At 69.3% G+C, this 20,910-nt stretch carries 16 protein-coding genes and 1 pseudogene; 8 read left to right on the forward strand and 9 right to left on the reverse strand.

The window, feature by feature from the left end:
- Nucleotides 1-63 precede the first annotated feature (63 nt).
- Genes ACWDUM_RS03085 through ACWDUM_RS03095 form a run of 3 tightly spaced genes read left to right on the forward strand, consistent with a single transcriptional unit; the run spans nucleotide 64 to nucleotide 3,449 of the window.
- The gene (locus ACWDUM_RS03085) at nucleotides 64-270 is read left to right on the forward strand and encodes a heavy-metal-associated domain-containing protein (RefSeq protein WP_450132847.1); all 207 of its coding nucleotides are present in this window, start codon (nucleotides 64-66) and stop codon (nucleotides 268-270) included.
- Nucleotides 267-1,181, forward strand: a complete 915-nt coding sequence (locus tag ACWDUM_RS03090) for a hypothetical protein (RefSeq protein ID WP_450132848.1) — start codon at nucleotides 267-269, stop codon at nucleotides 1,179-1,181. The genes ACWDUM_RS03085 and ACWDUM_RS03090 overlap by 4 nt, the downstream gene beginning before the upstream one ends.
- 24 nt (nucleotides 1,182-1,205) lie before the next feature.
- The gene (locus ACWDUM_RS03095; protein ID WP_450132849.1) at nucleotides 1,206-3,449 is read left to right on the forward strand and encodes a heavy metal translocating P-type ATPase; all 2,244 of its coding nucleotides are present in this window, start codon (nucleotides 1,206-1,208) and stop codon (nucleotides 3,447-3,449) included.
- A 58-nt stretch (nucleotides 3,450-3,507) separates the two neighbouring features.
- Here ACWDUM_RS03095 and ACWDUM_RS03100 read toward each other — a convergent pair whose 3' ends face one another.
- From ACWDUM_RS03100 to ACWDUM_RS03125, 6 genes and pseudogenes are all read right to left on the reverse strand, one after another.
- On the reverse strand, nucleotides 3,508-4,194 hold the full coding sequence (locus ACWDUM_RS03100) for an NUDIX hydrolase (protein ID WP_450132850.1): 687 nt from the start codon (nucleotides 4,192-4,194) through the stop codon (nucleotides 3,508-3,510).
- Between the two features lie 97 nt (nucleotides 4,195-4,291).
- The gene (locus ACWDUM_RS03105; RefSeq protein WP_450132851.1) at nucleotides 4,292-4,618 is read right to left on the reverse strand and encodes a hypothetical protein; all 327 of its coding nucleotides are present in this window, start codon (nucleotides 4,616-4,618) and stop codon (nucleotides 4,292-4,294) included.
- A gap of 142 nt (nucleotides 4,619-4,760) precedes the next feature.
- Nucleotides 4,761-5,143, reverse strand: a pseudogene (locus ACWDUM_RS03110) (rRNA adenine N-6-methyltransferase family protein); the annotation flags it as partial.
- A 557-nt stretch (nucleotides 5,144-5,700) separates the two neighbouring features.
- Nucleotides 5,701-6,033: a hypothetical protein gene (locus ACWDUM_RS03115; RefSeq protein WP_450132852.1), complete on the reverse strand. Its 333-nt coding sequence runs from the start codon at nucleotides 6,031-6,033 to the stop codon at nucleotides 5,701-5,703.
- Between the two features lie 149 nt (nucleotides 6,034-6,182).
- Nucleotides 6,183-7,067: a 16S rRNA (adenine(1518)-N(6)/adenine(1519)-N(6))-dimethyltransferase RsmA gene (gene rsmA, locus ACWDUM_RS03120; protein ID WP_450132853.1), complete on the reverse strand. Its 885-nt coding sequence runs from the start codon at nucleotides 7,065-7,067 to the stop codon at nucleotides 6,183-6,185.
- Nucleotides 7,068-7,105: 38 nt separating this feature from the next.
- A complete protein-coding gene (locus tag ACWDUM_RS03125; RefSeq protein ID WP_450132854.1) occupies nucleotides 7,106-8,233 on the reverse strand; it encodes a transglycosylase family protein in 1,128 nt (375 codons plus the stop codon).
- 182 nt (nucleotides 8,234-8,415) lie between these two features.
- Between ACWDUM_RS03125 and ACWDUM_RS03130 the strand changes: the two genes are divergently transcribed.
- Together ACWDUM_RS03130 and ACWDUM_RS03135 are read left to right on the forward strand one after the other, a co-directional pair.
- On the forward strand, nucleotides 8,416-9,903 hold the full coding sequence (locus tag ACWDUM_RS03130) for an amino acid ABC transporter substrate-binding protein/permease (protein ID WP_450132855.1): 1,488 nt from the start codon (nucleotides 8,416-8,418) through the stop codon (nucleotides 9,901-9,903).
- Nucleotides 9,900-10,649 carry an amino acid ABC transporter ATP-binding protein gene (locus ACWDUM_RS03135; RefSeq protein WP_450132856.1) on the forward strand — a complete coding sequence of 250 codons (750 nt, stop codon included), beginning with the start codon at nucleotides 9,900-9,902 and terminating at the stop codon, nucleotides 10,647-10,649. The genes ACWDUM_RS03130 and ACWDUM_RS03135 overlap by 4 nt, the downstream gene beginning before the upstream one ends.
- 5 nt (nucleotides 10,650-10,654) lie before the next feature.
- Here the strand turns inward: ACWDUM_RS03135 and ACWDUM_RS03140 are convergent, their stop codons facing one another.
- Nucleotides 10,655-11,482, reverse strand: coding sequence for a TatD family hydrolase (locus ACWDUM_RS03140; RefSeq protein ID WP_450132857.1), 828 nt, complete (start codon nucleotides 11,480-11,482; stop codon nucleotides 10,655-10,657).
- A 20-nt stretch (nucleotides 11,483-11,502) separates the two neighbouring features.
- On the opposite strand from ACWDUM_RS03140, the gene metG reads away from it, so the two are divergent.
- The 3 genes from metG to ACWDUM_RS03155 all read left to right on the forward strand — a co-directional run bounded on the left by metG (nucleotide 11,503) and on the right by ACWDUM_RS03155 (nucleotide 15,591).
- A complete protein-coding gene (gene metG, locus ACWDUM_RS03145) occupies nucleotides 11,503-13,059 on the forward strand; it encodes a methionine--tRNA ligase (RefSeq protein WP_450132858.1) in 1,557 nt (518 codons plus the stop codon).
- Nucleotides 13,060-13,118: 59 nt separating this feature from the next.
- Nucleotides 13,119-14,243 (forward strand): DUF2786 domain-containing protein, encoded by a 1,125-nt coding sequence (locus ACWDUM_RS03150; RefSeq protein WP_450132859.1) that lies wholly within the window; start codon nucleotides 13,119-13,121, stop codon nucleotides 14,241-14,243.
- A 61-nt stretch (nucleotides 14,244-14,304) separates the two neighbouring features.
- Complete coding sequence (locus ACWDUM_RS03155; protein WP_450132860.1) at nucleotides 14,305-15,591, forward strand: aminodeoxychorismate synthase component I; 1,287 nt, start codon at nucleotides 14,305-14,307, stop codon at nucleotides 15,589-15,591.
- Here ACWDUM_RS03155 and ACWDUM_RS03160 read toward each other — a convergent pair.
- Together ACWDUM_RS03160 and rsmI are read right to left on the reverse strand one after the other, a co-directional pair.
- A complete protein-coding gene (locus ACWDUM_RS03160) occupies nucleotides 15,588-19,637 on the reverse strand; it encodes an nSTAND1 domain-containing NTPase (RefSeq protein ID WP_450132861.1) in 4,050 nt (1,349 codons plus the stop codon). The two genes, ACWDUM_RS03155 and ACWDUM_RS03160, sit on opposite strands and share 4 nt — an antisense overlap.
- A gap of 419 nt (nucleotides 19,638-20,056) precedes the next feature.
- On the reverse strand, nucleotides 20,057-20,887 hold the full coding sequence (gene rsmI / locus ACWDUM_RS03165; RefSeq protein ID WP_450113236.1) for a 16S rRNA (cytidine(1402)-2'-O)-methyltransferase: 831 nt from the start codon (nucleotides 20,885-20,887) through the stop codon (nucleotides 20,057-20,059).
- Between the last annotated feature and the right edge of the window lie 23 nt (nucleotides 20,888-20,910).

A 20,910-nucleotide genomic window follows, 5' to 3' on the forward strand; every position in this document is an offset into this window, starting at 1 on the left:
TATGTTTCGACTCGTTGGTCATATACCCCCAGTGGGTATACGAAGCAGACGAAGGAGAACGCCATGGAGATCGCGAACTACACCGTCACCGGGATGACCTGCGGGCATTGCGCGAGCTCGGTCCGCGAGGAGGTCGCCAAGCTCGACGGGGTCACCGAGATCACCGTCGACGTCCCCACCGGGCTGCTGACCGTCACCTCGATCGACCCCGTCGACCCCGCCGCGGTTCGCGCCGCGGTGGAAGAGGCCGGCTACACCGCACAGTCATGAACACCGCCACCAAGCTGGCCGCCTACACCGGGGGCCTCGCCGTGATCTTCGCGGCGGCCCTCGGTGTCGGGGCGGCCGTGGGGAGCCCGACCGACATGTCCACCACCACGCACGACACCCACACCGAGGAACCCACCGCCGCCACGGAGACCGGGATTCCGGCCGGCCTGCAGGTCAGCGAACAGGGATACACGCTCTCGGAGATCTCCGCGCCGGGTACGGCCCGCACCCCGGGCGCACTGACCTTCCGGATCACCGGACCGTCCGGCGACCCCGTCACCGCGTTCACCGACCAGCACGAGAAGCAGCTGCACCTGATCGTCGTCCGCGCCGACACCAGCGAGTTCCGGCACGTGCACCCGGCCCTGGCCGCCGACGGCACCTGGGCGATCGACTGGACCTGGCCGACCGGCGGCACCTACCGCGTGTTCGCGGACTTCCAGCCCGTCGACGGGCCCGCACTGACGCTGGGCCGCAACGTCGACGTCGCCGGCGACCTGACCCCGGTCCCGCTGCCTGCACCCTCGCGGACCGCGGAGGTCGACGGATACCGGGTCGAACTGTCCGGCGATCTGACCACCGCCGGTGGCGCGCTCACCCTGGCGGTCACCCGCGACGGCGGCCCGGTCACCGACCTGCAGCCCTACCTCGGCGCCTACGGACATCTGGTCGCGCTGCGCACCGGCGACCTCGCCTACCTGCACGTGCACCCGCAGGGCGCGCCCGGCGACGGCGTCACCGCGCCCGGACCCGACGTGGTGTTCCACGCGCAGGCTCCGAGCCCCGGCACCTATCGACTGTTCCTCGACTTCCAGCACGAGAACACCGTCCGCACAGCCGAATTCACCGTCGAAGCCGACGCAGACACCGCACCCGCCGCACCTGCCGCACCGGCCGGCCACGGGCACTGACACACCACCCGGAGAGGAGTCACGATGAACCCCGTCGCACCCGCGCCGACCGAGGGACAGGTCGAACTGCTGATCGGTGGCATGACCTGCGCGTCCTGCGCGAACCGCATCGAGCGCAAGCTCAACAAGCTCGACGGGGTGACCGCCACCGTCAACTACGCCACCGAGAAGGCCCGCGTCGACTTCACCGGCGACATCACCCCCGACGACCTCGTCGCCGCCGTCGAGTCCGCCGGGTACACCGCCGCACTCCCGGCACCGCCGTCGACCGCCGACGACACCGATGCCGCCACCGCCGAAGACGATCCGACGGCCGGGCTCCGCCGACGACTGCTGATCTCGCTGGCACTGAGCGTGCCGGTGATCGCGATGGCGATGATCCCGGCACTGCAGTTCACCAACTGGCAGTGGCTCTCCCTCACCCTCGCCGCCCCGGTCGTGGTGTGGGGCGCCTGGCCGTTCCACCAGGCCGCGTGGACCAACCTGAAGCACGGCACCGCCACGATGGACACCCTGGTGTCGATGGGCACACTCGCCGCGCTCGGCTGGTCGCTGTACGCGCTGTTCTGGGGCACCGCCGGGGTCGCCGGCATGACGCACCCGTTCGAGTTCACCATCGCGCGCACCGACGGCACCGGAAACATCTACCTCGAGGCCGCCGCCGGCGTGACGACGTTCATCCTGGCCGGCCGCTATTTCGAGGCCCGCGCCAAGCGTCGCTCCGGGGCCGCCCTGCGCGCGCTGCTCGAGATGGGCGCCAAGGAGGTGTCGGTGCTTCGCGGCGGTGTCGAACAGCGGATCGGCGTCGACCAACTCGCGGTCGGTGACGAGTTCGTGGTCCGGCCCGGCGAGAAGATCGCCACCGACGGCGAGGTGATCGAGGGGGCATCGGCCGTCGACGCGTCGATGCTGACCGGCGAGTCGGTACCGGTCGAGGTCGGCCCGGGCGATGCGGTCGTCGGCGCCACCGTCAACGTCGGCGGACGGATCGTGGTGCGCGCCGCCCGAATCGGATCCGACACCCAGCTCGCGCAGATGGCGAAGCTGGTCGAGGACGCGCAGACGGGGAAGGCGCAGGCCCAGCGGCTCGCCGACCGCATCTCCGGCATCTTCGTGCCCGTCGTCATCGCACTGGCCGTCGCGACACTCGGATTCTGGCTCGGCACCGGAGGTTCCGTCGCCGCGGCCTTCACCGCCGCTGTCGCGGTGCTCATCATCGCCTGCCCCTGCGCCCTGGGTCTGGCCACCCCGACCGCGCTCATGGTCGGCACCGGCCGGGGTGCCCAGCTGGGAATCCTGATCAAGGGACCCGAGGTGCTCGAGTCGACCCGCCGCGTCGACACGGTCGTGCTGGACAAGACCGGCACCGTCACCACCGGAACCATGACGCTGCTCGAGGTGCACGCGGCGGACGGCGAGTCGGCCGACGACGTGCTGCGTTTGGCCGGTGCACTCGAGCACTCCTCCGAGCACCCGATCGCGCGGGCGATCTCGACTGCGGCCGCCGGTGCCGGGGCACTGCCGACCGTCGCGGAGTTCGCGAACGTGGAGGGTCTCGGCGTGCAGGGCGTCGTCGACGGGCACGCGGTGATCGTGGGCCGGCCACGGCTGCTCGCCGACTGGGCCCAGGCCCTCACACCCGATCTCGAAAGGGCGCTGCACACGGCCCAATCCGCGGGCCGGACCGCGGTCGCGGTCGGCTGGGACGGCAGGGCCCGCGGCGTACTCGTGGTCGCGGATGCCGTCAAACCGACGTCGGCGGAGGCGATCTCACAGCTGAAGGCGCTCGGCCTGACGCCGATCATGCTCACCGGCGACAACGCCGCCGCCGCCCGCGCGGTCGCCGACCAGGTCGGCATCGACGAGGTGATCGCCGAGGTGCTGCCGCAGGACAAGGTCGAGGCCGTCAAACGTCTGCAGGCGGAGGGCAAGGTGGTCGCGATGGTCGGTGACGGCGTCAACGACGCCGCCGCGCTGGCCCAGGCCGATCTCGGTCTGTCGATGGGCACCGGCACCGACGTCGCGATCGAGGCCAGCGACCTGACCCTGGTGCGCGGTGATCTGAGGGCCGCGGCGGACGCGATCCGCCTGTCCCGCAAGACCTTGCGCACCGTCAAGGGCAACCTGTTCTGGGCGTTCGCCTACAACGTCGCCGCCCTGCCGCTGGCCGCCGCCGGCCTGCTCAACCCGATGCTCGCGGGCGCCGCAATGGCGTTCTCCAGCGTCTTCGTCGTCAGCAACAGCCTGCGGCTGCGGCGCTTCACGTAGTCGTCTGCGCCGCCTGTGCGTCTTTCCGGTAGCTCCGGCTGCCGGAAAGGCGCACAGGCTATTTCGTGAACAGAGCCGCGGCCTTGGGCGAGAGGTAAGCCTCACCGTTACGCCGGAAGAGCTCGGCCGGCCGGCCCGCGCCCGTGGTCACCAGCTCGTCCGTCGGCTCCAGCGCCGCGATCACGTGCCGGCGGAACGAGTCCTTCTGCAGCCTGTCGAGCCCGAACACGACCCGGTAGAGCTCGTTTAGTGCGAGCATCGTGAACTTCTCCCCCAGCAGACCGTCGGGGTCGACCTGCTGCGCGTAGCGATTGCGGAGGTCGTCGATGGCGAGCCGCACCATGTCGGCGTGGTCGAAGAGCAGGTCCTCGGCGACCCGACCGTCAGCCACCTCCACGAGGAGCGCGGTGTCGGGCAGGGCGCGAGCCGGCAGCACCGCCGCGTGCGCCATCGAGATCACCCAGCCGCGGTCGTCGCGCTGCGGATCGTCGAACATCGCCAGCTGTCGGAACGCCGCGCCGGAGAGCCCCGCCTTGTCGGTGAGCGCTCGCGCCGCAGCGTCCGAGAGCCGCTCTCCTGAATGCAAGAACGTCCCCGGCAGTGCTCGGCCGCCGAGCTTCTCGTGCTCGACCACCAGAACCCGGAGCGCACCGTCTCGGTAGGTCAGGACGGCGACGTCCACCGCGACCGACGGGCGGTCGTAGTCGGCGAACGCGCTGCCGTGCGAGTCCAGGTCCTGAGGCACGCCCGCATGCTAACTCACAAATGATTTATCAATATCACAGGTCGGGGCAAGCGGACCGACCCGGCGCTGCCGCTACCAGCGGGCCGTCACTGTCTCACTACCCGGGGAGATTGTCGTCCGCTCCTCCCCCGCAGGGGTACGGGTTCTCGTCATCGACCAGGCTCGAGCAGATGGCGATGCTTCCAACCAGCACGAAAACACCGGGGATTGCGCCCACCGCATCGAGGAGGAAGCTGGCGGGATCGTCCGCCACTCCCTCGTACGATCCCACGAAATCGTGTGTCACTGTCTCGTACGATCCCACGTTTTCGTCGGTCGACGACTCAGCGGCCGACGCGCTGCCCGCACCCGCAGCGAAACCACCAGCCAACACGGCCGCAGCAACAGCAGTGGATGCGATGCGAAGCCCCAAGGAATGAGACATGACAAACCCCCGCCGATAGTGGCACCGACAGGGCTTCTCGCGCACTGTCGGTTGCGCCGATCCGACGCAATGCGTCACTGCACGACCGCGCACTGCGTCGAGAGGATGACTCTCGCATTCCCTTGCAGTAATTGACTATTCGTTATACGTAACCCGGTCCCGGGAGCGACTGGACGTTCGCCAGACGCACGAAGGCAGCCGCGTCGAGAACCTCGCCGCGGGCGGTCGGGTCGATACCGGCCGCGACGAGGCGACGCTCGGCCTCGGCGAGGGAGCCGGCCCAGCTGGCCAGTGCGGCGCGAAGGGTCGTGCGGCGCTGGGCGAATGCGGCATCGACAACCGCGAACACCCGCTTGCGGTGCTCGGCGCCGAGCGGCCACGGGGCCTCCTCGTACCGGTCGATGCGGACCAGTCCGGACTCGATCTTCGGTTCCGGCCAGAAGACCCGCCTGCCAACGGACCCGCCCGGCGCACCCGACCGAAGAAGCATGCCTTCACACTCGACACACCGTAAGTCCCTGCACCGAGCCACTCGCGAATGTCAGATCACCAAGGCCCCTCCCGCCACCCGCAGGGATCGTCGTCTCCGGTGACCATCAAACTCCCACAGATGGCCCCGGATCCAACCATCAAGAAAACACCAGGAATTGCACCCACCGCCTCGACGAGAAACAGCACGGGATCGTCAGTCGCCCCCTCGAACGATCCCGCGCTGTTCACCGACTCGCCGGAGACCGATCCGGCGGCGGATGCGGAACCCGCGCCCGCAGCGAGACCACCGGCCAACACGACCCCGGCGACCACAGCGGATGCGATACGACGTCCTGCGAAACGAGACATGACCTACCCCTCGACAACGGTGAGCGCCCCACAAGCGCACGCTGGCGGCGTCGGATCCGACGCCGCCGCCACCGTACCGGAACGAGACATACCACGCGGATGGTTTGAATCACCAAGCAGTACTTGTTGATTCGTTCAACACAAACGAATCACGCGGGGGGTTGGACGTTCGCCAGGGGCACGAACGCCGGTCGATGCAGCGGCAGCCGGGCGCAGCAGCGACAGTGTCGCTCCAATCCGCTCTACGACAACCCGGGCGTCAACCCGGGGATATGGACGTAGTGCCCGAAGAGCACACAACCATACTGCATTCCGCCGCCCTCCACTCCCTCGATTGCGCCCCCACCACAGTAGGGGAACATGCCGAGCACGCTCGCTGCGGACTCACTATCCGCCGATCCGGTGAGGTACAGGGCTTCCAGCGACCCGTCAGACAACAGTGTGAACGACCCCGGGTCGAGGCTTGACGACCCGTCGGCGGCCCCGGCGGTACCGGCGCCGGCGGCGAGACCACCGGCCAACGCGGCCGCGGCGACAACAGCGGATGCGATACGACGTCCTGCGAAACGAGACATGACCTACCCCTCGACAACGATGAGCGCCCCACAAGCGCACGCTGGCGGCGTCGGATCCGACGCCGCCGCCACCGTACCGGAACGAGACATACCACGCGGATGGTTTGAATCACCAAGCAGTACTTGTTGATTCGTTCAACACAAACGAATCAGGCAGACGGCTCGACGTTCGCCAGGCGCACGAAGGCTGCCGCGTCCAGAACCTCGCCGCGTGCGGAGGGTTCGATGCCCGCCGCGACCAGACGTCGCTCCGCCTCGGCGGGCGATCCTGCCCACGTCGCCAGGGCTGCACGCAGCGTCTTGCGACGCTGCGCGAACGCGGCGTCGACGACAGCGAACACACGCTTGCGATGTTCCTCGTCCATCGACCACGGCGCGTCCTCGTACCGGTCGATGCGGACCAGCCCGGACTCGATCTTCGGTTCCGGCCAGAAGACCTGTCGCCCAACGGATCCCGCGCGCCGTACCTGCCCGAAGAAGCACGCCTTCACGCTCGGCACGCCGTAGATCTTGTTGCCGGGTCGCGCGGCGAGCCGATCGGCGACCTCCGCCTGCACCATGACCAACGCGGTCCGGAGCGACGGGAACTCGGCGAACAGGTGCAGCAGCACCGGCACCGCGACGTTGTACGGGAGATTCGCGACGAGGGCGGTCGGCTCGGCCGGGACCTGCGACGGCATCACCCGCATGGCGTCCTCGAGCACCACGTCGAGCCGGCTCGACAGCTCCGGGGCACGTTCGGCGACGGTCGTGGGCAGCCTGGCCGCCAGCTTCGGATCGATCTCGACGGCGACGACCTTCTCCACCACGTCGAGGAGCGCCAGGGTCAGCGAGCCGAGACCGGGTCCCACCTCGAGGACCACGTCGTCACGGGCGACACCGGAGACCGCGACGATCTTGCGGACGGTGTTGCCGTCGTGCACGAAGTTCTGCCCGAGCTGCTTGGTCGGGCGGATGTCGAACTCCGCCGCGAGCGCACGCACCTCGGCGGGGCCGAGCAGGGCGGCTTGGCCGCGGGGCTGTGAATCCGACACGGATCGAACTTAGCGGGCAGGTGTCACGGCGGCGAAATTCACCGTACGCCGAGCCGGGACGAGCAGGACGGCCACGCACCCCACCCCTGCGTCTGCTGCGTCTTCATGGCGATCGCGATCTGCTCCTCGCGGGTGGCGAGGTCGGCGCGGGGCGCGTACTTCAGGCCGCCCTGCCGCTCCCAGGTGTTCTGGTCGAACTGCACGCCGCCGTAGAAGCCGTTGCCGCTGTTGATGTGCCAGTTGCCCGTCGCCTCGCACTGCGCGAGCGCGTCCCAGGTTGCGCCATTGCTCACCGGCGGCACCTCCGTGCCCGGCTTGGCACCGACCCGCACCACCTTCGGCTGCGCGGGTGTCGTCACGTTCTCGGACAACTCCTCACGACCGGTCTCGACACCGTTGACGGTGGTCACCGCGAACGTCACGTCCCGAACGCCGGGGGCGCCCGCGGATTCCTGGACGGTGCGGCTCATGTTCATCGTCGGGTCCTCGATCCGCTGCTCCGGCGGAGCCACCGGCTGGGTTTCGGTCCGACTCTCGGTGCGGATGCGGGTGACCTTCACCTCGAGACCCTCGGTGACCGGGGCGTCGGCGGCGGGCTCGACGGTGTCCTGCTGTTCGAGCGGCGCACCCTGCGCGGTGAGCAGGTCACCGACGGTCGGGGCGGCCAGTCGGATGTCGGCGGCCGCGGCGGCGCCGTCGAGCAGGCGCACCATCTTGGGGCTGATGACCTCGAGGTCCGTGCCGTCGAGGGGCAACCTCTCCGAGCGCGACGCCGACACGTGCACGTCACCCGCGAGGCGTTCCTGTGCGAGCGCCTCGTCGACGGTCAGCGCGGTGGTCCACAGGGTGCGGGGCTCGCCGTCGACGGTCAGGGTCACCTCGCGGGCACGGCGCAACACGACGGTGTCACCGTCGGAAACCGAGGCGCCCTTCGACGGCGCCACGGCGTCCTTGTCCCCGATCGCGTAGCCGGCATCGGCGAGGACCGAGTCGACGTCGGTGGACATCGTGCTGAGCGAGATGGTCTCGCCGTCGACGTCGACGAGCACGGTCTTGTGTCGGCTGACCGCCAGCGCACCGCCGGCGATGAGGGTGAGGAGAAGTGCCCCGACGACGAGACGCAGCAGCGGCGAATTGGCCTTGTTGATCCGAGTGAGAGGTGACACGAAGAAGTCCTGTGCTGTCGGTTACCGGGATGTGATCCCGGCCTTAAGCGATCACAGTACGGTAACGAAAGGGCGGAGCTCCGGCAACCGCTGCCGTTCGTGAGCAGTAAAAAAGGGGTGAAGCTCACTAGGGTCGAGACCCAGGCACAACCAATGCACGGCGACCACGAAAGCTGGTTTGGATGAGCAGTTGGATGAACCTTCGGCAGTCCTCACGGGATCGGCTCGGCCGCCGTCGACGCCTGGTCACCGCCGCGGTCGTCGCCCTGGTCGGGCTGCTCGGCATGTTGCTCGGACAGGGCTCCGCCGCCGCGCAGTCGGGATCCGGCAAGACCTACGTGATCGCCACCGACGTCACGTTCGCGCCGTTCGAGTTCCAGAACGAGCAGGGCAACTTCGTCGGCATCGACATGGATCTGTTATCCGCCACCGCGGCAGACCAGGGTTTCCAATACGAGATCAAACCGCTCGGCTTCAACGCGGCCGTGCAGGCGCTGCAGTCGCGGCAGGTGGACGGCGTCATCGCGGGCATGTCCATCACCGACGAACGCAAGATGGTCTTCGACTTCTCCGACCCGTACTTCGACTCCGGCGTCCAGATGGCCGTCGCGAAGAACAACGACTCGATGAAGTCCTACGAGGATCTGAGGGGCAAGCGGGTCGCGGTCAAGACCGGGACCGAGGGAGCCGCGTTCGCCGAGTCCATTCGCGACCGGTACGGCTTCACGATCGTCACCTTCGACGACTCGGCCAGCATGTACGACGACGTCAAGACCGGGAACTCCGTCGCGGTCTTCGACGACTACCCGGTACTGCTCTACGGCATCGCACAGGGCAACGGCCTCAAGACCGTCACGGGCAAGGAGGCGGGCAACTCGTACGGCTTCGCGGTCTCGAAGGGCCAGAACGCGGAACTGCTGTCGAAGTTCAACGCCGGCCTCGCCAACCTGCGGGCCAGTGGCGAGTACGACGAGATCCTGAACCGCTACCTCGGCGAACAGCCCGAGGTGCAGGGCGGCAACACCTTCTTCTCGCTGCTGAAGGACAACTTCTCGCTGCTGATGAAGGGTCTGTGGCTGACGCTCGTGCTCACCGTCGTCTCGCTGGCGATCGCGCTGGTGCTCGGCCTGATCTTCGGCTTCTTCCGGGTTTCGACCAGCAGGATCCTGCGCGGCATCGGCGTCACCTACGTCGACATCTTCCGCGGCACCCCACTGCTGGTGCAGGCGTTCTTCATCTACTTCGGCATCCCCGCCGCACTGGACTTCCAGATGCCCGCGATGACGGCGGGCATCATCACCCTGAGCCTGAACGCCGGTGCGTACATCACCGAGATCATCCGCGGCGGCATCCAGGCCGTCGACAAGGGACAGATGGAGGCCGCCCGCAGCCTCGGCATGGGCTACCTGCCCGCGATGCGCAAGGTGGTGCTGCCACAAGCGGTGCGGACGATGATGCCGTCGTTCGTCAACCAGGCCGTCATCACGCTCAAGGACACCTCGATCCTGTCGGTGATCGGCATCGCCGAACTGACCCAGACCGGCAAGATCATCATCGCCAGGAATTTCGAGTCGTTCAACATGTGGCTGATCGTCGGCATCTTCTACTTCGTCATCATCATGGCCCTGACCAAGCTGTCCGCCCGGCTCGAGAAGAGGATCAACGCGTGAGCGAGTCCGTCACCACCGAAAGCAAGATCCGGGTCGCCGGGCTGAAGAAGTCCTACGGTGACAACGAGGTCCTCAAGGGCATCGACGTCGACATCGCCGCGGGCGAGGTGGTGTGTGTGATCGGGCCGTCGGGCTCCGGCAAGAGCACCTTCCTGCGCTGCCTGAACCGGCTCGAGGACATCACCGAGGGCAGCGTCGTTGTCGACGGCGTCGACCTGACCGCCAAGAAGGTCGACATCGACAAGGTGCGCCAGCACATCGGGATGGTCTTCCAGCACTTCAACCTCTTCCCCCACATGACCGCCCTCGAGAACGTCATGCTCGCGCCGGTGCAGACGAAGAAGGCCACCAAGGACGAGGCCCGCGACATCGGGATCCGGCTCCTCGGACAGGTCGGGCTCTCCGACAAGAAGGACGCCAAGCCCGCCAACCTCTCCGGCGGACAGAAGCAGCGCGTCGCGATCGCCCGGGCGCTCGCGATGAACCCCGACGTGATGCTCTTCGACGAGGCCACCAGCGCGCTGGACCCCGAGATGGTCGGCGAGGTGCTACAGGTCCTGCGCGACCTCGCCGCCGAGGGCATGACCATGGTCGTCGTCACCCACGAGATGGGTTTCGCCCGCGAGGTCTCGGACCGGGTCATCTTCATGGCCGACGGCTACATCGTCGAGGAGGGCACCCCCGAGGAGGTCTTCGGCAACCCACAGCAACCGCGCACCCAGGACTTCCTGCGGAAGGTGCTCTAGCGACGTCAGAGGCGGTAAACGCGCTCCGCATTGGCGGTTGCGGCGGCGGCGAGCTCGAACGGGTCCTGACCGCGGGTCGCGGCAAGCGACCGGACCGTGTACGGCAGGCAGTACGGCTCGTTGGGGGCGCCGCGGAACGGGTGCGGGGTCAGGAACGGCGCGTCGGTCTCGACCAGCAGCTGGTCGTCCGGCACCAGCTTCGCCGCCTCGTGCAGTTCGCGGGCATTGCGGAAGCTGACCGTGCCGGAGAAGCTGAGCACGTATCCCGCCTCGACGCAGGCCAGCGCCATCGTCGCGTCCGACGAGAAGCAGTGGAAGATCACCGTCTCGGGCGCGCCCTCGTCGAGCAGCACGGTCAGCAGGTCGTGGTCGGCCTCACGGTTGTGGATCATCAGCGGCTTGCCCAGACGTTTGGCGAGGTCGATGTGCCAGCGGAATCCCTCGACCTGATCCTCGATCTCGGCGCAGCCGTCGAGCTTGCCGGGCCAGTAGTAGTCGAGCCCGGTCTCCCCGACCGCGACCGTGCGCGGGTGCGCGGCGAGCCGCTCGATCTCGGCCTTGGTCGCGTCGTCGAGGACGTTCGCGCGGGTGGGATGGATGGCGACCGCGGCGTACACCCGCGGATCCCAGGTGGCGGCGTCGACCGCGAACCGCGCGGCGGCCAGGTCGTCGGCGACGGTGACCACCCGGCCGACGCCGACCTTCTCGGCGCGGTCGACGATCTCGCCGACCGACGCGGCGTCGTTCGCCCCGCACGCATCGAGGTGGGTGTGGGCGTCGATCAGCGGCGCTAGAGGCTCGGGCAGGTCCGGAGCCGGACGATCCTTGGGCACGCAGATAGAGTAAGGCCACCATGACTGCAGCGACCCGGCCCCCGTTCTTCATCACCACTGCGATCGCGTACCCCAACGGCGCCCCGCACATCGGGCACGCCTACGAGTACATCGCCTCGGACGCGCTCGCCCGCTTCAAGCGGCTCGACGGGTTCGACGTTTTCTTCATGACGGGCACGGACGAGCACGGACTGAAGATGCAGCAGACCGCGGCGAAGGAGGGCGTCGACGTCCGCGACCTCGCCACCCGCAACTCCGACGTGTTCCAGGCCATGGACAAGGTGCTGAACATCTCGTACGACCGGTTCATCCGCACCACCGACAGCGACCACACCACGGCCAGTCAGGCCATCTGGGAGCGGATGGTCGCGGCCGGCGACATCTACCTCGACACCTACGCCGGTTGGTACTCGGTGCGCGACGAGGCGTACTACACCGAGGCCGAGACGACGCTGCAGGAGGACGGCAGCCGGATCTCCACCGACACCGGCACACCGGTGGTGTGGACCGAGGAGTCGACCTACTTCTTCAAGCTGTCCGCCTACCAGGACCGGCTGCTCGCCCTGTACGAGTCGCACCCCGAGTTCATCGCTCCCGCGACCCGCCGCAACGAGATCGTCAGCTTCGTCTCCGGCGGACTCAAGGACCTCTCGGTGTCCCGGACCACGTTCGACTGGGGTGTGCCGGTTCCGGGCGATCCCGACCACGTGATGTACGTGTGGGTGGACGCGCTGACCAACTACCTGACGGGTGTCGGCTTCCCGGACGTCGACTCCGAGTCGTTCGGGAAGTACTGGCCGGCGAACCTGCACATCATCGGCAAGGACATCAGCCGCTTCCACACCGTGTACTGGCCCGCGTTCCTGATGTCGGCCGGCATCGAACTGCCCGAGCGCGTGTTCGTACACGGGTTCCTCTACAACAAGGGCGAGAAGATGTCGAAGTCGGTCGGCAACGTCGTCGACCCGCTCGAGATGGTCGAGGAGTACGGGCTCGACGCCGTCCGCTACTTCCTGCTGCGGGAGATCTCGTTCGGCCAGGACGGCAGCTACAGCCACGAGGCGATCGTCACCCGGATGAACGCCGACCTGTCGAACGAACTGGGCAACCTCGCGCAGCGGTCGCTGTCGATGGTCGCGAAGAACTGCGACGGACAGGTACCGACTCCCGGCGAGTTCACCGACGCCGACACCGCGCTCCTCGCGCAGGCCGACGCGCTCCTGGAGAAGGTGCGGGCCGAGTTCGACGTGCAGGCCATCCATCTCGGCCTCGAGGCGCTCTGGCACGTGCTCGCCGAGACCAATCGGTACTTCAGCGCCCAGGAGCCGTGGGTCCTGCGCAAGACCGACCCCGCGCGGATGGCGACCGTGCTGTACACGACGCTCGAGGTGGTGCGCATCGTCGGCATCCTGGTGCAGCCGGTGATGCCCGACGCCGCCGACAAGATCCTGGCGGTGCTCGGCCAGGCGTCAGAGAACCGTCAGTTCTCCGATCTCGGCACGCGGATCGTCGCCGGCACCCCCCTGCCCGCACCGGCCCCGGTCTTCCCCCGCTACGTCGAGCCCGAAGACGCCTGAAAATCACGCCGTGACCTGCGGCGAGAGAACTTGTCGTACCCCCGGGGCAGACTGCCCCCATGGGGACCAATCGAACAGGTATTCGAGACCGTGGGGATGCTGCCGAGGCCGGGACGCGTGACGGCCTCGGCGCCGAGGAGGCGCTGCGCCGCGCCTACGAGAACGGCTGGCAGCCGGGCGACGTCGTACACGTCGCCCGGCGGGGCCTGGCCTCCGTCGAGGTCGCGCCGGTCGCGCTGCTGATCCTGCGGGAGGCCAACCGCAGCGGGGCGTGGGCGCGTGCCCCACTGCACTGGGCGGACCAACTCAAGGTCCTCGCCCACACCTATCCGCGGCGGGTCGACGAGCCACCACTAACCGTGTCCGCACTGCGTCTGTTGCGGCGCCTGCAGCCACTGCGGCGACTGTGCCCACCGCCGTCCCTGTGGCCCGAGGTCCGGGCACCGCAACCCGGCGACGGAACGGACGCCGAGATCGCGGATGCCAAGGTGCTGAATCGGATTCGCGGCCTGCTGGCCAAGGCGGAGAGCACCGAGTTCACCGAGGAAGCCGAAACCCTCACGGCCAAGGCGCAGGAACTGATGACCCGTCACTCCGTGACGGCCACGCTGCTCGAGGCCGCGTCCGAACGGGGCATCACCGGTCGGGACATCACGGTGCATGCGCGGCGCATTCACCTGGACCGGCCCTACAGCAAACAGAAGGGCCTGCTCCTGACCACGGTTGGCGAGGCCAACCACATCCGCACCCTCTACAACGCCGTCGATGACATCGCGACGGTGCTGGGCACCCCGTCCGACCTCGAGAAGGTGGACCTGCTGTTCACCTCGCTGCTGGTGCAGGCGACGCGGGCGATGCACGCCGAACAGGCGCGCGGCGCGACATCGGCGGCCTTCCGGCGGGCATTCCTGTACGGCTTCGCCATCCGGATCGGGCAACGACTGACCGAAGCCGAGAAGGCGGCGACCGCGCAGGCGGTCGTCGACGCCCGCGCAGAGTTCGGTGACCTGCTGCCAATCCTCGCCCGGCGCTCCGACGCGGTGCAGGTCGAGGTGGACCGCCTGTTCGGCCCGAAACTGCGGTCGTGGGGCTTCACCGTCAGCGATCTCGGCGGGGTCGCGGCCGGCCGGTCGGCGGCGGACGCCGCACGCCTGGCCCCCGACCGGCGGGCGGTCGCCGGATGACAGGGACCACCCGCACCTGCCGGTTTGCCGGACCCGGGTGCGCTCGTGACACCCTTTCCGAATGCGGATCGAACGGTTGGGCACGGGCGGCACCCCGGCAGCGGTGTTGCGAGCACTCGCGCACCTCGCCGCCGTCGGTGACACCCCGGCTCCGGCCGCACTGATCGGCGACTGGTTCGGGGCCAGGGCGATCCTCGCCCCCAGCGTGGCCACCCGTTCGGTGGCTCCCCGAGAGGCATTCGCCGTGACGGGGCGCCCGGCCCCCGGGCACCCCACCGACGGCGGAGTGGCCGGGCCACTGCTCGGCGGTGGGTGGATCGGTTACCGCGGCTACCCCGACCTCCCCGACAGCGGCCGGATGCCGGAGCTGCCGGAATCCGCGGGCGGCTGGACCGACAGCATCCTGCGCCTCGACTCCGACGACTGCTGGTGGTACGAGTCACTCACCGAGACCCCCTGTCCCCCAGACTGGTTCGCGGCGGTCACCCGACCGGAGGTGTCGCCGCGATCCTGGCGACTCGAGTGGACGCCACCCGACCGCTCTGCGCATCAGTCCGGTGTGAGGCAGTGCCTCGACGCGATCGCTGCCGGCGAGGTGTACCAGGCATGCGTGTGCGCCCGATACACCGGAAGGATCGACGGCGCCCCCCTCGACTTCTTCGCCGACGCGGTGGAAGCGACCCGCCCGGCTCGAGCCGTCTTCCTGCAGGGACGGTGGGGTGCGGTGGCGTCACTGTCGCCGGAGCTGTACCTCTCGCGCCACGGCGACCGCGTGACATCGAGCCCGATCAAGGGCACGCTGCCGATCGGCGCCGACCCGGACCTGCTGCGCGCCTCGGTGAAGGATGTCGCCGAGAACGTCATGATCGTCGACCTGGTCCGCAATGACCTGGGCCACCTGGCGATCCCGGGCACGGTGACCGTCACCGACCTGCTTGGCGTCCACCCGGCACCGGGCGTGTGGCACCTGGTGTCCACAGTCGCGGCAACCGTACCGCCCGAAACCTCCGCCGCCGATCTGTTCGACGCCAGCTTCCCGCCCGCCTCGGTGACCGGGTGCCCGAAACACCGTGCCCGGCAACTGCTCTCCGCGTGGGAGCCGTATCCGCGCGGGGTGTACTGCGGCACCGTCGGGTTCGCCTCCCCGCTGGCGGGCACCGAACTGAACGTGGCCATCCGGACGGTCGAATTCGACCCGCACGGTCAGGCAGCGCTCGGCGTCGGCGGCGGCATCACCATCGACTCGGACCCCGACGCGGAGTGGCAGGAGTGTCTGGACAAGGCGTCGAGCATCGTGACGTTGCGCTCGGCGCACAACGGGTTCCCCACGAGGAGCCAGTCCTCCTAACACTCCCCTCGCGCGGATCCGGTCAGTTCGAAGTCGGTCTCCTGCGGACCGGTCAGCGGGGACGACGCCGCGCAGATCCGTTCGATGATCGAGTCCACGTCCAGCCGCCAGGCCCGCAGCACGCCGTCCCCGTCGGCGGCGACCACGGTGTCCGAGCCCGGCAGGAACGCCACCTGCCAGCGTCCCGACCCGTCGGTGGCGATCGGACCGCCCACCTCCCGCATCTGCGCCTGATCGGACACGTCCCACAGGCGGACCGTGCCGTCGTCGCTGCCTGACACGACATGGCGGCCGTCCGAGTCGAACGACACCGAGTAGACGGTGCCGCTGTGCCCGCGCAGTTCCGGCTCCCGCACCGTCATCGACCCGTCCGCGGCACGGTCCCACAGCACCAGCGTCTGGTCGTCGGTCCCGGTCGCCATCACCGTGCCCTCCGGGTTGAACGACACCCCGTTGATCCCGGCACCGCCACCGCCGTCCTCGACGTCGCGTTGCTCCGGCCGGGCCGGATCCGTGACCGTCCACGCGAACACGCCGCCGTCGGCATCGACGGCCACCAGCGACGCACCGTCGGGGCTGAACACGACGGTCCGCACCAGGTTGCTCGGACCGTCGAGACGCTCCCCCCACGGCACCGGGTGCGCCGGATCGGCGAGGTTCCACAACCTCACGCTGGTGTCGTCGTCGCCCGTGGCCAGCGTCCGGTTGTCCGGACTGAACGCCAACTCCCAGGTGTATCGGGTTTGCGTCGCGATCGGCTCGCCCAACGGTTGCGGCCGCACCGGGTCGCGGACATCCCAGATCTGCACCTGTCCACCGGTCGTGGCGGCAGTCGCCATCAGTGTTCCGTCCGGCGACAAGGCCACCATGTGCGCCCCGCCGAACGGCCGGGGCAGGGGCACCGAGCCCACCATGCGGGCGCGCCCGTCCCTGCCGACACCCCACAACCTGATCACCGAGTCATAGCCGCCGGTGGCCATCAGCGATCCGTCGTGGCTGATCGACGGCAACGTCAGCGCCGACTCCGACACCGACAGCGCGGACCTCGGCAACGTCCACACCCGCAGGTTCGAGTCCTGACCGCCGGTGACGACGGTCGCGCCGTCCGGCGACAACGCCAACGCCGGGACCCCGCCACCGTTGCCGGTCATCGCCGGCTTCAGCTCACGCATTGTGCCGCGGCCCGCGGCGACCGACCATCGCTTGACAGTGCCATCCCAGGACGCGCTGACCAGCGTGGCGCCGTCCTCCGCGAAAGCGATCGTCCAAATGGCGCCGGTGTGCGCCTGGACCGGCGTGCCGATCTCCCGGACCGCGCGGACATCCGTGGTGTCGAAGAGCCGGATCACGCCGTCGTCACTGCTGGCAGCGAGGGTCCGTCCGTCCGGCGCAAAGGACACCGAGTGCACCACGTCCCCGAAGTCGGCGTGCACCGGCGGCAGTTGCACCGGCGCCGCCCGGTTCGCCATGTCCCACAACCGGATGCTGCGGTCGTCGCTGGAGGTCGCCATCACGGCGGAGTCCGCGCGGAACGAGATGGTCCGCACCCCCGCCGGGTGCGCCTGCAGCGTCGTCACCGGAAACGGACCCGGCGCCGGCGGTGACGCCAACGCGGCCGAGGTGTCGAACAGGCTCACGGTGCCGTCGTCGTTCGGCACGGCGAGGGTGCGGCCGTCCGGGCTGAAGCGGATGTTGTGGACGGACTTCGTTCCCGCCCGCACACCATCGAGCAGCAGGCGCGGCGCAGCCGGGTCGGAGACGTCCCACAGGAACACCGTGCCGTCTCCGGTACCGGCGGCCAGAACCTTTCCGGTCGGAGCGAACGACACCGAGGCCATGTACTTCGCCGACCCGGTCAGCGGCGCCCCGACAGGGCTGGGTCCGGCGGGGTCCTTCAGGTCCCACAACCGGACCGTGCGGTCGTCACTGGCCGAGGCCATCATCGCGCCGTCGGCGGAGATCGCGACCCCGTAGACCGGCCCGGCATGACCGTCGAGAGTCTGCCCGATCGGCGTCGCCTCGGTCGCGATCAGCCGCGAGTAGGCGGCGTCGCTGCCGGGACGCATCTGCCACGCTGCCAGCGACAATCGCGCCGCGGTCGTCGGGTCGGTGGCGCGCAGCGAATCGGCCAGCGCCACGACCTGGCGGAACTGGGCGGCGCTGCGCTCCGATTCGGCGCGGTTCTTCGCCGACACCGCCATCGACACCGCAACCAACGCGACGACGGTGGACAACACCAGCGCGGCCATCACAGTTCGCGCGACCCACGTGTTGCGACGCACGTGCCTCGTCGAGGTCGACAGGAACTCGGTCGCCGACGGGGTCAGCGTCGCCGCCACCCGGCCCGGGTCACGCGTGGCACCCGGATACCCCTCGGCGGCGATCCGCGGCGCGTCGTACTCGCGCACGATGTCGAGGCGTCCGCGCTGGTACAGCAGGCTGCTGTCGCGGTTCGACTCCTCCCAGCGGACCGCATCCTCCTCGATCTGCTGCCGGACCGCCGAATACGACCCGTCCTCCTGGATCCAGGTCTTCAGCCGCGGCCACGCCTCGATCACCGCATCGTGGATCAGCTCGACGCTGTCGGCGTCCGCGACCAGCACACGCGCCGCGATGAACTGGTCGACCACCTTGCGGGCCGCGTCCGCATCGTCCCCGGCGAACGCCAGCAACTGCGGCAGAGTCCGGCGGATCTTGACGTCGGTTCCCGTCTGCGTCACGTACACCAGATGCACCATGATCGCGCGGGCCAGCACCCGTCCCCGTTCGTCGAGGTCCTCCCAGGTGCGCTCCGCGGTCGCCGCGACGGACCCGCGGACGCCGCCGGTCGCGCGGTAAGCGGACACCGTCAGCTGGCCCCCGCGACGGCGTTCCCACATCGAATCGAGGAGATGCGAGAGGAGCGGAAGCACGGTGCTGCCGCCGTCGTCGGAGGTCAGTACACCGAGGTCGTGCAGGATCAGGTCGACCAGACCCGACTCCAGCTTCAGACCGATCAGCTGCGCCGGCCGGGTGATGACCTCGACCATGTCAGCACGGGACAGCGGTGACACCGCACGGCTGCGCCGCTCGAGAGCGTCGGCGAGGACCGGATGGGCGATCGCCTGCGCATAGAAATCCGACCGCATCGTCGCGATCACCATCGGCGCCGCGTCGGAGGTCTCGTCGGCGTCGAGAGTGGTGGCGGCCTGGTCGAGGATCGTCAGGAAGCGGTGTCGCGCGCGGGCGTCGTCGCACTGGGTGAACAGTTCCTCGATCTGGTCGACGATGATCACCAGTTGCGAGGTACCGAGCCGGTTCGCGGCGGCCCGCACGGCCTGCCGGACGGCCGTTCGATCCGCATCGGCGGACAGCTCCCCGAGTTCGGGAACGGCCGCGGCGAGTGCTGCGAGGGGGGACGGTCCCGGGGTGAGGACGATCGCGGCCCCGGTCGAGGTTCCCGTCTCGGACCGGAGCGATCCGCCGCGGAGGAGTTCCGGTACGAGACCGGCCTGGACGATGGAGGACTTCCCGACCCCGGACGCACCGGTGACGATCGTCATGCCCCGTCCCCGCGCTGCGGTCACGACGTCGACCAACCGCTGCAGGCTCGCGGTCCGGCCGAAGAACAGGCGGGCGTCCTCCGCACGGTACGGCTCGAGTCCGCGGTACGGCCGCACGCCTGCCAGCGGCGGGGACGCCTCCGCCCTCTCCGACTCGGACCTGGCCCGCGTCGCGGTGCCGCCGTCGCGGGCGGCCTGCCACCACGCGTGCCATTGCTTGAGCGAGTACAGACCGGGCGAGGGTGGCTGGTTGCCGTGCAGGGACTGCGCGGTGCGAATGAGGACGACGAGGACCGGCCGGAGTGCGTCGAAACTCGCCGGCACCCGCTTGCCGGACCGCCAGTCACTCAGCCGCTGGATCGACACCAGTTTGTCCGCGCCGATGGCTCGGCCGAGGGCACTCGCCTCCGATACGACGGTCTTCAGGGGCGGCCCACCGGCGGTCGCGAACAGCAGCCGCAAATGGTCGGCAAAGTGCAGCCTGGCGCTGGGTTCATCCGCCATCCGGTCCGTCCACTCCTCGTTCCCACGTGCGGAAAATCCGCTGCGGAATAGTTCCTCACGCGTTGTGAACAGGGAGAATACCGGGTTCCGGCTTCACACCGATTGGTCGGGTCCGGCTGGACCGGCACAGTTGTCGGCGGTGCAGGTGGGGTCCTGCGCCACACGCGGCGCCGGCGGGGACTGACGATTTTCGAGGGGTAGTTCCCGCCGGGCGCGCACATTCGTTCAGGCGAATGCGACCGGGAACCCGAGGAGCCGACCATGAGCCGAATCGCCGTCAAGATCGTCGCCATGATTCCGCCGACCCTTGCCGCCGCGCTTGTCATCGCGGCCTCGGTCGCCTTGATCGTCGTTCTGGCAGGCATGCCGAACTGACCGCCGGGCCCCGGCCCGCGGCGCCACCGTCCGCGGCCGCGGCGTCATTCCTTACGCGCGGCCAGGACCGCTTCGTACACCTCGCGCTTGGACACGCCGGCGGTCGCCACCGTCGCGCACGCGTCCTTGAGCCGTGCCCCGTCGGAGACGAGCCGCTCCACCTCACCGACGAGGTCCTCGGGCCGCGCCGCCACCGGAGTCGCGCCCTCCAGAACCACGGTGATCTCGCCGCGGGCGCCGTCGCGCGCCCACTGCGCGAGTTCGGCCAGGGTGCCCCGCCGAACCTCCTCGTAGGTCTTCGTCAGCTCCCGGCACACCGCGGCGCGGCGCTCGCCGCCCAGTACGTCGACCGCGTCGGCGAGGCAGTCCGCGAGACGGTGCGGAGCCTCGAAGAAGACGCACGCCCGCGCCTCGGCCTTCAACGTCTCCAGCCAGGCCCGTCGCGGCCCCTGCTTCCGCGGCGGGAAGCCGTCGAAGCAGAATCTCTCGACCGGCAGCCCCGACAGCGCCAACGCCGTCGTCACCGCGGAGGGTCCGGGCAGGCAGGTGACCGGCAGGTCCCGCGCGACGCACGCGGCGACCAGCCGATACCCGGGGTCGCTCACCGACGGCATGCCGGCGTCCGTGACCAACAGGACCGTGCGTCCCTCGGCGACGTCCTCGACGAGGGCGGGCAGCCGCGTGGTCTCGACCTGGTCGTAGAAGCTGACCACCTTTCCGGTGATGGTGACCCCGAGCGCCGACGCCAGGTGCCGGGTGCGCCGGGTGTCCTCCGCGGCAACGACGTCGGCGGTCGCGAGGGCCTCCCGCAGTCGCTCCGAGGCGTCGCGCACCTCTCCCATCGGTGTCGCAGCGAGGACCAGGCAACCGTTCATGCCCGACAGCCTACGATCGTGCG

The sequence above is a fragment of the Rhodococcus sp. NPDC003322 genome, assembly GCF_053589555.1.